The 12177-nt window shown below is 61.4% G+C and carries 11 protein-coding genes; all 11 read left to right on the top strand.

Annotation, left to right across the window (positions count from 1 at the left end):
• The 11 genes from JO965_RS25535 (at position 1) to JO965_RS25585 (ending at position 11907) form a co-directional block, all read left to right on the top strand.
• Positions 1-2415, top strand: a complete 2415-nt coding sequence (locus JO965_RS25535) for a VirB4 family type IV secretion/conjugal transfer ATPase (protein WP_203444945.1) — start codon at positions 1-3, stop codon at positions 2413-2415.
• A complete protein-coding gene (locus JO965_RS25540) occupies positions 2412-3053 on the top strand; it encodes a hypothetical protein (RefSeq protein ID WP_203444946.1) in 642 nt (213 codons plus the stop codon). The genes JO965_RS25535 and JO965_RS25540 overlap by 4 nt, the downstream gene beginning before the upstream one ends.
• Positions 3054-3063: 10 nt before the next feature.
• Positions 3064-3672 (top strand): acyltransferase, encoded by a 609-nt coding sequence (locus tag JO965_RS25545; protein WP_203444947.1) that lies wholly within the window; start codon positions 3064-3066, stop codon positions 3670-3672.
• Positions 3673-3685: 13 nt separating this feature from the next.
• The gene (locus JO965_RS25550; protein ID WP_203444948.1) at positions 3686-4726 is read left to right on the top strand and encodes a type IV secretion system protein; all 1041 of its coding nucleotides are present in this window, start codon (positions 3686-3688) and stop codon (positions 4724-4726) included.
• A 12-nt stretch (positions 4727-4738) separates the two neighbouring features.
• Positions 4739-5458 carry a virB8 family protein gene (locus JO965_RS25555; RefSeq protein WP_203444949.1) on the top strand — a complete coding sequence of 240 codons (720 nt, stop codon included), beginning with the start codon at positions 4739-4741 and terminating at the stop codon, positions 5456-5458.
• A complete protein-coding gene (virB9, locus tag JO965_RS25560) occupies positions 5455-6291 on the top strand; it encodes a P-type conjugative transfer protein VirB9 (RefSeq protein WP_203444950.1) in 837 nt (278 codons plus the stop codon). Before JO965_RS25555 ends, virB9 begins: the two co-directional genes overlap by 4 nt.
• A gap of 6 nt (positions 6292-6297) precedes the next feature.
• Positions 6298-7533, top strand: coding sequence for a type IV secretion system protein VirB10 (virB10, locus tag JO965_RS25565; protein WP_203444951.1), 1236 nt, complete (start codon positions 6298-6300; stop codon positions 7531-7533).
• The gene (gene virB11 / locus JO965_RS25570; RefSeq protein WP_203444952.1) at positions 7499-8569 is read left to right on the top strand and encodes a P-type DNA transfer ATPase VirB11; all 1071 of its coding nucleotides are present in this window, start codon (positions 7499-7501) and stop codon (positions 8567-8569) included. Before virB10 ends, virB11 begins: the two co-directional genes overlap by 35 nt.
• Complete coding sequence (locus tag JO965_RS25575; RefSeq protein WP_246776988.1) at positions 8566-10848, top strand: type IV secretory system conjugative DNA transfer family protein; 2283 nt, start codon at positions 8566-8568, stop codon at positions 10846-10848. Before virB11 ends, JO965_RS25575 begins: the two co-directional genes overlap by 4 nt.
• A gap of 226 nt (positions 10849-11074) precedes the next feature.
• Positions 11075-11413, top strand: a complete 339-nt coding sequence (locus tag JO965_RS25580) for a type II toxin-antitoxin system PrlF family antitoxin (protein ID WP_203444953.1) — start codon at positions 11075-11077, stop codon at positions 11411-11413.
• Positions 11410-11907, top strand: coding sequence for a type II toxin-antitoxin system YhaV family toxin (locus tag JO965_RS25585; RefSeq protein ID WP_203444954.1), 498 nt, complete (start codon positions 11410-11412; stop codon positions 11905-11907). The genes JO965_RS25580 and JO965_RS25585 overlap by 4 nt, the downstream gene beginning before the upstream one ends.
• Positions 11908-12177: the final 270 nt, after the last annotated feature.

A 12177-nucleotide genomic window follows, 5' to 3' on the forward strand; every position in this document is an offset into this window, starting at 1 on the left:
ATGAGCCAAGTGAATAAGGCCGTTCGTCCTCTCCTGTCCTTCGGGGCGGTTGCCGCCCGCGAGAAGACAATCGCGGAGATGCTGCCGTACCTGCGGCATGTGGATGAACAGACCATCCGCACCAAGGACGGCATGCTGATGTCCTTTGTGAAGTTCGATGGCTTCTGCTTCCAGACGGCGGACCAGGCCGACATCAACCTCAAACTGGAGGGCCGCAACACCTTTGTTCGCGCCCTCAATGACAGCCGCTTTGCGGTCTATTCCCACATCATCCGGCGCGAGATCCAGCCGACGATTGACGGCAGATTCTCCAATCCCTTCTGCGACCTGCTGAATGAACGGTACGCCGCGAGCATCCGCGATCAGCGCATGTTTGTGAATGACCTTTACCTGACGGTGATCCGCAAGGGGTTTCAAGGCAAGGTTGGCATGGCCGATAAGGTCATGAAGGGCTTCCGCAAGGCGGCCGGTGTCTCGGCCGCCGAACTGGACAAGGAAGCCCGGAAGGAACTGGCCGAGGCTGTCAACAACCTGAAACAGCAATCCGCGCCCTATGGCGCTCGGGTGCTGTCGCTGGTGGCGCGCAACGGCTCTGTCTATTCGGAACCGTGCGAGTTTCTGGCGCAGATCCTCAACGGCGGCGTCGAAATCCCGATGCTGCTGCCGCGTATGGGCCTCGATACCTACCTCCCCACGCGCCGGATCACCTTCGGCAAGCGCGCCCTGGAGATCCGCGGTCCTGTCACCGGCGAGAACCGCTATGGCGGCATGGTCTCGATCCGTGAGTATCCGTCCTATACCGGACCGGGGATGCTGGACGGGCTCCTCAAGATTAAGGGGGAGTTCATTGTCTCGCAGTCCTTCGCCATTCAGGATCGCGCGCCGGTCCTGGCACAGATCGGCAAGGTGCAGCGTCAGATCGCGGCCTCGGACGAAGGCGGAACCGAAGTCGAGGGGATTATCTCCGTGGCGCGGGATGAGCTGGTCTCGGGCCGCGCCGTCTTCGGAGAGCATCACCTGACGGTGATGTGCCTCGGCAACACGCTGGCCGAGATGGAGCGGTGTGTTCAGGATACCACCAACGAACTGCAAAAGCTCGGCATGACGGTGGTGCGCGAGGATATGAACGCTGAGCCGTGCTTTTGGGCGCAGATGCCGGGGAACTTCCCCTATATCGCTCGCCGCGCCCTGATCACCTCGCGCAACTTCACGGCCTTTACCTCGCTCCACAACTTCGCCCTGGGCCGCCGCGACGGCAACCGTTGGGGTCCGGCCATTGCCCTGCTGCAAACGACAAGCAGCACGCCCTATTACTTCAACTTCCATCGGCGTCAGGTCGGCAACTTTACCGTTGTGGGTCCAACCGGCTCCGGTAAGACCGTGGCGCTCTCCTTCCTCATGGCGCAAGCCATGCGGGTGCAGCCGCAACCCCGTTGCGCCTACTTTGACAAGGATCGGGGCGCGGAGGTGTTCATTCGCGCCATGGGCGGCAGCTATGAGGTTCTGGAGCCCGGCATCCCGACCGGCTTCAATCCGCTCCAGCAGGAGGACACTCCCTCGAACCGGGAGTTTGTGAAGAACCTCCTGCGCTTCATGGTCCGGCCTGCCGACAACCGCGATCTCTCGGCCGAACAAGAGAAGATCATCGAGGGCGCGGTTGATCAGATCTTTGAAGTGCCGGCGGCGGATCGGCGTCTCCAAGACGTGACTTCGGTTCTCCGGGGCCGGGAGAGGGCAGGGCACGACGACCTGGCCTCCCGCTTCGAGGTCTGGCTGAACGCTCGCGGCTGGCTGTTCAACAACCCGGTGGACTCGTGGTCGCTCGGCAACGGGATCTCCGGCTTCGATATGACCAAGATCCTCGATGACGACGATCTGAGGACGGCGGCGCTCGGTTATATCTTCCACCGCATCGAGGGGGCCATGGATGGCAACCCCATGATGCTGTTCATTGACGAAGGCTGGAAGATCCTGCGCGATCAGAAGTTCTCGGCCTTTCTCAACGATAAGCTCAAGACCATCCGTAAGCTGAACGGGATCGTCGGCTTTGGGACGCAATCGGCCAAGGACATCGTGTCGGCCGATATCGCTCATACCCTGCTTGAGCAGACCCCGACCAACCTGTTCTTCCCGAACCCGAAGGCAGATGAAGCGAGCTATGTCGGCGGCTTCAAGCTGTCGCAGCGGGAATTCGAATGGGTGCGAACAACGGAACCCGAGCAGCGCCAGTTCCTCATCAAGCATGACTTGGACTCGGTGATCGCGCGCCTCGATCTCTCTCATATGCTCGACCTTGTGAAAGTGCTCTCCGGCAACAAAGAGACGGTTGAGGAGTGCGAGGAGCTTCGCAAGCAGTACGGCGACGATCCTGCGGCGTGGCTGCCGCACTTCTGCGGCTGGAAGGCTTCCCAATGAACAGGTTTGTTCTCTCGCTTCTGGGCACGCTCGTCACGACGGGCGCTCTCGCGCAAGTGCCGGTCAATGACGCCGCCCGCCTCAAGGAAGAGGACAAGACGGCGCGCTGCATGTTGCGCTCCCGCACCTACAAGGACAACACCCTCAAGCCGACCGAGGGCGTCAAAGAGAGTGTCGTCGCTCCAAAAGCCGGTGGCACATCCATGAACGCCGGGGTGTCCAACGTCATCACAGCTGGGCCAACGACCGGCATCGTGAACGGGGTCGATGTCGGGGCGCTGATCGGCGGGACGCTCGGCGTGATCAATGCCGTTCAGGGCACGAACTATGCCGCCATGGCGCAGTCGATCGGTGCCCTGGCAGCCGTGATTGAGGCCAATATGCAGGGCCTCAACCAAGGCAAAGCGCAGATCGGCAGCGTCCAGTCCTTGCAGGGCGCTTGGGACCAGAACTCGCAAGCCAGGATCGGCACGGTGGGGATTTGGGGGCAGGCGATCCAGGCCGGGTCAATCCGGCTTCAATACGAGAACGATAAGCTCACTCGCATGCTCGATGAAGCGAGCAACCGTCAAAAGATGCTGACCTATGACCGCACGAAGGCGCGTTTGGTCGAAGAAACTCCAGCAACCGGTCAGTAACGAGAACTCCATGAACCATTCCCGTCCCGTCCTGGCAGCCGTGGTCTGCCTCTTCGCCAATGTCGCTCTCGCGGGCGAAACTGCTGTTAGTCTCATGAATGCGGGGATGTCCGCAGACTGTGCCGACTATGCCGCCAATGTCAGTGCGAGCGAAGGCAATTTCGGCTCAACCTCGCCCGTTGTGAATGGCTACACCTGCTATGGGGCGTTTCAGTTCTGCTCGGCCAAGAACAGCCGGACAGGCGGGACGTTCAGCCAATACTATAAGGGGACTCCTGAACAGTTTCTCCGGGATCCGCAAGCACAGGTCGCGGCGTGGATGGATTATCAAAAGGATGAATGGGCGAAAGCTCAAAGGAACGGATTGACCTCGGCTGTGGGGCAGAGGGTTTGCTACAAGGATGAGTGTGCAACGCTGACCCAATCCTCGATCCTGAAAGCCTGCCAGTTTGGATGCGGGAAGGATAGCAAGCTTGCGAACTTCGTGGCGGCTGGCTTCGACTGCAATGCGGTCGGAACCAAGGACGGTGCAGGAACAAGCGTCTGCAAGTACCTCGTCTCAGGCTCCGGCTTCAACGTCGCCTGCGTCACCAACAGCAACGATGGCTATGATTGTTAATCGAGGATGATCTGTGAACGACATCATTGGTGAACTCTTCAATAAGGTCGATACCTTCGGAGCCACGGCTATCCAGGCGATCTACACGCAGCTTGCCGGCCAACTCCAGCCGGTCTTCCTCACCGCCATGGCGATCTACGTTGCGTTCTGGGGCTATGAAATGCTGATCGGGCGCGTCGGGGTGTCGGCTCCGGTGTTCCTGTGGCGCATTGGCCGCATGATGCTGATCTACACTCTTGCTTTCTCCTGGGCTGACTTTCAGACGCTGATCGTGGAGGTGCTGTCGAAAGCGCCCGAAGGCTTCGGGCGTGTCGTTTGCCAAGCGGTCGGAGGCGGCGGTACTTGCACGACGGGCATAAGCGGGATCTCGAACAGTCTCACTGAGGTTTGGACGGCAACGAATGAGGTGGCGCAAAAGATCAGTGCGGCGGGGGGCACCTGGGGCCTCGCTATGGCGGGGCTGAGCTACCTCGTCCTGATCGTCTGCGGCCTCTTCGTCGCGGCTGCGATCTTCCTCGTGGTTCTCGGGAAAATCGCCCTTTTCGTCCTGCTCGGCTTGGCTCCAATTTTCATAGCGTTCGCACTCTTCCAAATCACGGTTCCATATTTTGACGGTTGGATGAAGTCATGCGCGCAATATGCGATCATCCCTTTGATCGTATATGGCATTCTTGGCTTCTACATCGTCCTGCTCAGAACGACCCTGGACGACATGGCCAACGCGATTACTGATTTGTCGACGGCGCTAACTGTCGTCGCGCCGTTCATGCTCATGTGCGTGGTCGGCTACTTCCTGATCTATCAAAGCCTTGCAATCGCTCAAGGCATTGCCGGTGGCGCGCGATTGTCCGCCGAGGGGCGCGACCGCGCCGCCGTCAAAGCTCCCTTCAAGGCAGGGCAGTGGGCCTACAACAAACTCATGGGTAAATCTGAGGGCGGCTCGAACTCGGTCGCTCCAAGTGGCCCTAACACTCCGCAGGCCTCAGTCGCTCCCGGCCCTTCGCAACAGCACCAAGAGCGTTTTGTTTCCGCTCTTAAAAGCACCCGTTCGTAAGTGAGAACTCCAATGTCCGACCTGGCTAGCAGTGGTGCCTCTCCGGCCCTCGTCAACCCAAGCTATTACGATGAAGGCGTTCGCTGGGAAGCCTCCGTCTATCAGCGGACGGTGAACTCCCTTCGCGTCTGGCGCGGCGTGGCCCTGATCCTCGGCCTCTGCCTCCTGGCCGCCCTGGGAAGCCTGATCCTTCTCCTGCCGCTCAAGACCTTCGAGGTTGTCACCCTGACGGTCGATAAGACGACCGGCTTTGTCGAAGTGGCCCGGCCTCTGGAACAGGGCGGAACGGTGTCGCAGCAAGAGGCGGTGACGCGCGGCAACATCGTGCGCTTCCTGCGGGCGCGGGAAACCTACGATCCCAAGGGCCTGCGCGACAATTACGAGATGGCCTTGCTCTACGCGACCGGGGCGGCAAGCCGGGATCTCCAGGCCGAGTTCGACAACTCCAATCTCAAAAACCCCATGCGCCGCTATGGAGCCGACGCAACGGTTTCGGTCATGGTCAAGTCCGTGATCTTCCTCAATGAGCGCACGGCGGCGGTGCGCTTCCAGACGACCCGGAAGAACGAGCGGGAGAGCGTGACGGAGCATTGGGTGGCGAATGTCCGCTTCCGCTACACCTCGGAGCCGATGCGCAACGACTACCGCTTTGACAACCCGCTCGGCTTCCAGGTGACCGAGTACCGCAAGGATCAGGAGACCGTCGAAGTCTCCGCGGAGGCCGGCAAGTGAAGAAACTCCTCATCTCTCTCGCCGCCCTGGTGGCGCTGACCTCGGGCGCCTCGGCTGAACTGGTCCCGGCCGCCGTCAAGGCCGATCAGCGCATTCGCACCGTGACCTATCACAAGGACAATGTGGTGTCGCTTGCCGGAACGCTCGGCGTCTCGACCATGATTGTCTTTGGCGAGGATGAACAGATTGCAACCGTCGCCATGGGCGATAGCGTCTCCTGGCAGGCCGTGCCTGACAAGAGCAAGGCGTTCCTGTTCATCAAGCCGCTGGAGCGGGACGCGGTGACGAACATGAACATTGTCACCAACAAGCGGATCTACAACTTCCTGCTCAAAGCCGGCTCGCCCAACAACAAGGATATGACCTTCAAGCTCCGGTTCGATTACCCGGATGAGATGGCGGATGCGCGCCTGCTCGATCAGGCCAAGCGCATGGCGGCGATGCCGAATTTCCAGCAGCTCAAGCAGAACGCGGCGAACGCCAACCTGGATTACGGCTTCAAGGGCTCCAGCCTGAACGCGCCGCAGAACATCTTTGATGACGGCGTGAAGACCTATTTCAAGTTCGCCGGCGACGTGCCGGGGATCTTCCTCGTCAATCCGGACGGCTCTGAGAGCCTCATCAACAACAGGCGGGAAGGGGAGGTGATCGTGGTCGATAAGGTGGCCGCGCAATGGACCCTGCGCGCCAACAACGAGGCGACCTGCGTGTTCAATCTCCGCGCGCAACCGGCTGAGAGTCCGAAGTCGATCATGACGCCGATCCAGCCCGACATTCAGATGGTGGGCGAACCGGCTCCGGCCGAGGCTCCCGTGATCAAGGCAAAGGGCTGATCCGCGATGTCACGCATTGACTTTGAAGCCGAGGAGGCCGGCTCCGGCCTGCCTGCGAAGCAAACCGGCAAGGCGAACGGCCTTGCCCTGTTCGCCCTCGTCGCCGCGACCCTTGGCGTTCTGGCCTGGATCTGGAGCTCCAGCCAGAATAGCGCCAATTCTGTGAAGGAGGATAACCCGGAGGCATTCAGTACAGCACAGGCAAAAAGGGTGAGCTTCGATTTTCATGAGCCCCCGCGGAAGACGGACAACCGGCTCGTGATCGAACCGCCCCCGGTCGTGGTCGCGCCTCCGCCGCCTCCGGCCGCCGTGATCCAGCCTGCGCCGGTCATGGACGACGGCGAGGCGCGGCGGTTGGCCGAAGAGGAGAAGCGGCGGCGGGAGGAAGAGGCTCGCCGGCAAGCGGCGCTTCGTTCCGGCATGCTGATCTTCGACAGCGGAAGCCAGAGCGAGGGCTCCCTGGCCGGTGGCTCGGAGCGGGGAGGGGCGTTGCGCGTGGACGGCCCTGAAACAGACTCGAACCGCGCCTTTATGGCTCGGGCCTCCTCGCAGGACGTTGAAACGGCTCGCGCCACCAAGAACCACCGCATTGATGCCCTGATCCCGCAAGGGACCATGATCCGCGGCGTGCTCGAGACCGCCATTCAATCGGACCTGCCCGGCATGGTGCGGGCGATCACCTCGGAGGATGTCTATTCCTTCGACGGGCGGCGGGTGCTGATCCCGAAGGGAACCATGCTGACCGGCGAATACCGCTCCGGCCTGGCGCGCGGCCAAACGCGGGTTCTGATCGCCTGGACCCGCATGTTGCGCGCCGACGGCGTGTCGGTGGCGCTCGGCTCCTACGGCACGGACGGCCTCGGGCGCTCCGGCCTCGCCGGCGACGTGGACAACCATTATCCGGAGCGGTTCGGCTCTGCGATCCTGTTGAGCGTCGTCGGTGGCGTCAGCTCGTTCCTTGCCGGTCTGAACAATGAGGGCCAGACGGCGGTTGCAGGTGGCGGCTCCTACATTCAGCAGCAGGCGCAAAGCCAGGCGCAACAGACCATCGCGCAAACGATGTCCGACCTGGCCAACCAGGCGCTCAAGGACTCGATCACCATTCCGCCGACCATCCACGTCGATCAAGGCACGCGGATCATGGTCTTCGTGCGGAGAGACCTTGATTTCTCCTCGCTCTATCAGGATCCGGTCAAAGAGGCCCTGCATGAACTGCGCCGTTCGCGAGCCGTCCATAAGTGAGGCGGTGAGCGTGTGGCACACGCTCCCGACCTTCCTCCGGCAGGCCTGCGAGCCGATCCGGCCCTGGCTCGAAGATCCCGACGTGATTGAGATTATGTGCAATCGGCCGGGGGAGGTCTGGATTGAATCCACCCGCCATGCCGATATGCAGCGGTTCGAGGTGCCGGCGCTGTCGGGTCTCCAGATCCAGCGCATTGCGCAACAGATTGCCGGTTATACCAACCAATCTGTGAATGAGGTCACGCCGCTGCTCTCGGCCGCCATGCCGCTCGGGGAACGCTTTCAGGGTGTCTTGAGCCCGGCCACGCCGCACGGCGGGGCGTTCTCGATCCGCAAGCAGGTGATCCGCGATTATTCGCTGGCGAACTACCTTGAGAGGGGGGCATTCGATCACGTCACAATCTCGGGACCGCGCGAGGTCGATCCGGACGACATCGACGCAACCGATGAGGCGTTCCTTGAGCGGCTGCGCGATCCGAGCCCGGAAGGGCGCATGCAGTCGCTCAAGTTTGCGGTCGAGAACAAATATACGGTTCTCGTCTCGGGCGGAACGTCGTCGGGCAAGACCACCTTCCTCAATGGGCTTCTCAAAGAGGTGCCCCCGTCAGAGCGCATTGTCACGCTTGAGGACACGCAGGAACTCAAGCCGCCGCAACCGAACTGGCTCTCGCTCCTGGCCTCCAAGGGCGATCAGGGGCTTGCCAAGGTGACGGTTCTCGATCTGCTGGAAGCCGCCTTGCGCTTCCGGCCGGACCGGCTCCTGCTGGGCGAGATCCGCGGCGCGGATGCGTTCACCTTCCTGCAGGCGGTCAACACCGGCCATCCCGGCTCCCTGAGTACGGTTCATGCCAACTCGCCACAGCATGCGGTGATCCGCGTGGCGCTGGCCTGCCTGCAAGCGGGGCTCGGCCTGACGAAAGCGGAACTGACCGACATCATCCGGGCGACGGTGCCGGTCTTCGTCCAGTTGCAACGCAAGCCGACGCGCGGCGTGTCGGAAATCTATTTCAACAAGTACCAGAGGGCAGGGCAGTGAACAGGAAACTCGGCCGGTTTGTGAAACTCGGCGCTCTCGTCGTCGGTGCGGCGCTGATCGTAGGCGTGGCGTTCTTCGTGTGGACGTTCAACTATGCCGCCGCCACTTACCTGCTAAGCCGTCAAACGGCCATGTGGAAGGCCGTCGTCCTCGATGGCACCTGGCGCGCGGCGTTCGACCAGGTGGTTGCCTATTGGGGCCATCCCACGGTCATGAAGCTGGTCACGGTCTCGACGGTCGCGCTCCTGTGTGAAATCGCCCTCGTGGCGGCGATCGGCGCGTTGCTCCACTTCCAGCCCTGGAAGGTGAAGCCGCCCAAGGGCACGGCGCGCATTGCGACCGAGGCCGATTTGAAGAAAGCGGGACTTCTCGACGGCAAGCCCGGCTTCTCCGTCCTGCTCGGCTCCTACAAGGGCAAGAAGATCCGCTACAGCGGCGACAGCCATATCTACGTCAACGGTCCGACCCGTTCGGGCAAGGGCGTCGGCTTCGTCCTGACCAATGGCCTCGAATGGCGCGGCTCCCTGATTGCCCTCGACGTCAAAAAAGAGATGTGGCAGGAGGTTGGGCCGGCGCGCCTCGCGATGGGGCAGGAGGTCTTTCTGTTCAGCCCTGGCTCTGCGGAATCCCATTGCTGGAACCCGCTCGATACCGTCTCGGACTGGCCGCGCCGGTCCACTGAGATTGAGAATATCGCCAATACCCTGATCCACGTCCCGGAGAGAGGCGACGCCTTTTGGGCGGCGACGGCCCGAAGCATCTTCGCCGGGCTCTTAGGGTATGTTCTCGACAGCAAGCGCATGGAAGGGCGGCGGACGATCCGCTCCGTGGTCCGGCTGTTCAGCACCGGCCAGGATCTCGCCGCTCTCATGAGGCAGATCTTGCAGGAGGAACCGGACCTGCACCCCTATGTGGCGGACAAGTTTCGGCAGCACATCGTTCGCGATCCTGAACAACGGCCTTCCTTCGAGGCCCATATCATGACCGCGCTCAATGCCTGGAACGGCGAACTCATGGCGGCCGCCACAAGCCGGAGCGACTTCGACATTGCGCAACTGCGCCGGAAACCCTTCACGGTGTTCATCGGCACGCCTGCCGGCGATCTCGGGACGGCGGAAGCCCTCATTCGCCTGTTCATCCAACAGGTTCACGATGTCCTCATGCGTGAGCTGCCGGGGAAGGATGAACCTCACAAGCTGCTCATGATGCTTGATGAGTTCTACCAGTTCGGACGCCTGCCGGAGATCGTCGACAAGACGCCGCTCGTGGCTGGCTATGGCTTCAAGATTGCCATTATCGCCCAAAACATCCCGCAATTGGATGCGCGCTATGGCAAGCCCATCCGTGACATGCTCCTCGGCAACATGGATGTGAAACTCAACATTGCGGTGGGTGACAAGGCGACGGCGGATTACGTCTCGGAAGAGTTCGGCCGCCATTACGTTCTGCGGGAAGGATGGAGTTCTTCGCCGGGGAACGGGGGCATGGGGCTTCGCTCGAACTCTCGATCTGGCCGGTTTGAGGCGGAACCTCTGATTAGCTCGGACGCGGTTCGGCGCTTCGACAACCGCAAGTCCCTGCTCCTCGTGCGCGGTCATAACGGCGCGGTCCTCGACAAGCTGCATTTCTTCTTGGACCGGGACTATATCGAGGCCCGTAAGAGAGTGGCGAGCTACGGCGAGGCCCTGAATGTGCCGGTTCTCGAACCGCTCAAAGAGGGACCGCTGTTTGAACAGGCTCCCGAGACTGTAGCGCCCGCGCTGGAGCCGGAGTCTGTGAAACCGGCCCTTGCTGCACCGGAGCCTGCGGCCGCCATCGCGGCTCCTGCGGCGGCTCCCATATCGGAACCATTCGCCGTCCAAGTGCTAGAGCCTGCGGTGGGCGCTGCTGAGGCAGTGGCTGACGAAGAGGACGGCGAGGAAGGTGGCTTTATCATCCACATCAGAGGTGAAGATGAGCCACTTCCAGAGGGTGCCGTCGATTGGGATGAATACGAGAGGCTTCGGAATGCACCTCAACCTCTTGGCGAAACTCCGGAACTTGCTACCACACCTGGGGCCTCTGCTGTCGTGGCGGCCGCGAGTGCCGGCGACGATGAAGAGGAGAATTTCAGCCTCGATCTACCGGCCTTTGGAGGTCTCAAGACCCTGCTGAATGAGGCGGAAACGGTAGCGCAAACCCATCCGGTCGTCGCGCGACTTCGGAAGGTGGTTGAAGAGGAGGCGAGCGCCGGATTGGTCGATCCGGGGACCGACATCACCGCCTTCATCCGGGCGTGAAATGTGGCGTAAATTAGATTCCGATAAGATTAGTTATGGAACCAGTGGTTGCATAAAGCCCTACAGAACAACAATAAGTTGCCAACCTATGAAAGTCGCCGTCAATGATTCCAGGCAGCTCAATCGACTTCACAAACAGCTGACGGCGCCTCACCATCCTTGACATACAATGCAGATGCATTACATCCAGCAATGCAAATGCATTGCCACCTGTTTGGGGGCTGGAATGGGCGAACCTGCCATCTTCGAAATCGAGGCGACCATTACCGAGCGCGGCCAGACGACGGTCCCAGCAGCGGTCCGGAAGATGCTGGCCGTCCGCAAGCGTGGCCGCGTCGTCTTCCGCGGGATGCCCGACGGCACGGTCGTGATCGCCAGCAAGGAAGAGGAAGAGGTCCATACGGATCCGGTGATCTCCGAGTTCCTCGGGTTTCTCGAACGGGACATGGCGGAACGGAAGACGGCCGCCATCCGTCCGGTGTCACAGGGCTTTCTGGACGACCTGCGCGACCTCTCTGACGTGGAAATCGACCTCGACAGCCCCCTGACGGATGGTGACGAGTGAGTGAGCCGACGATCGTCGTCAACGGGTGGAAAATCTATGCCCACCCGGTCTTCCTCGACCAGCTTGAGGCTTACCAGACCGATTTCCACGCCGTCAGGGCGAAGCACCCAAAGGACTACAAGACCAAGAAGGCGACCAAGCTCTACACCGCCCTGCTCAAGACAGCGTTCGAGGTCATCCCCGCCGATCCGACGAACCCGGACTTCCGGCAAGGATCGACCCTCGGGGATGACAACAAGAATTGGTTCCGGGCGAAATTCCTCCAGCAGTTCCGGCTGTTCTTCCGCTATGCCGAGGACAAGAAGACGATCGTCTTCGGCTGGGTCAACGACGAGGACACGAAGCGGGCCTACGGCTCGAAGGCGGATGCCTACGAGACGTTCAAGAGGATGCTCAAGGCCGGGGATCGTCCCGGCAGTTGGGACGAGCTCTTGAAGGCTTCCGCCGATGACCAAGCCGTAGGGCGACTGAGAGCCGGGTCGGGGAGGGAGTAGCCCCTCCCCTCCACAGAGACAACGCCAGCCCCTTCCGTTCTGCTTTCCTGCTCCCCAAAAGAAAACCCGCCACTTGGCAGGTGTCTCGTCCCTTGAGCCGGATCACGCGGCCAGTGCGGCTTCCTCAGCCTCGCGGCTGTCGATCTCGGCTTGGATCCAAGGGCTGAAGTGGAGCGAGGTGGACGAGGCGGGCGGCTGCTTCCGGCTTGAAGACACGAAGGAAGGCACATCCGTCCGGCCCATCGGCCGCCCTGTCTTTGATCTGGTGGC

Origin of the sequence: Microvirga sp. VF16 (assembly GCF_016864375.1) — a bacterium.
Lineage (GTDB): Bacteria > Pseudomonadota > Alphaproteobacteria > Rhizobiales > Beijerinckiaceae > Microvirga.

What these genes read in the sequence shown, in the direction of transcription:
- JO965_RS25535 (WP_203444945.1), top strand. Translation starts at nt 1, where the DNA reads ATGAGCCAAGTGAATAAGGCCGTTCGTCCTCTCCTGTCCTTCGGGGCG.
- JO965_RS25540 (WP_203444946.1), top strand. Translation starts at nt 2,412, where the DNA reads ATGAACAGGTTTGTTCTCTCGCTTCTGGGCACGCTCGTCACGACGGGC.
- JO965_RS25545 (WP_203444947.1), top strand. Translation starts at nt 3,064, where the DNA reads ATGAACCATTCCCGTCCCGTCCTGGCAGCCGTGGTCTGCCTCTTCGCC.
- JO965_RS25555 (WP_203444949.1), top strand. Translation starts at nt 4,739, where the DNA reads ATGTCCGACCTGGCTAGCAGTGGTGCCTCTCCGGCCCTCGTCAACCCA.
- virB10 (WP_203444951.1), top strand. Translation starts at nt 6,298, where the DNA reads ATGTCACGCATTGACTTTGAAGCCGAGGAGGCCGGCTCCGGCCTGCCT.
- virB11 (WP_203444952.1), top strand. Translation starts at nt 7,499, where the DNA reads ATGAACTGCGCCGTTCGCGAGCCGTCCATAAGTGAGGCGGTGAGCGTG.
- JO965_RS25580 (WP_203444953.1), top strand. Translation starts at nt 11,075, where the DNA reads ATGGGCGAACCTGCCATCTTCGAAATCGAGGCGACCATTACCGAGCGC.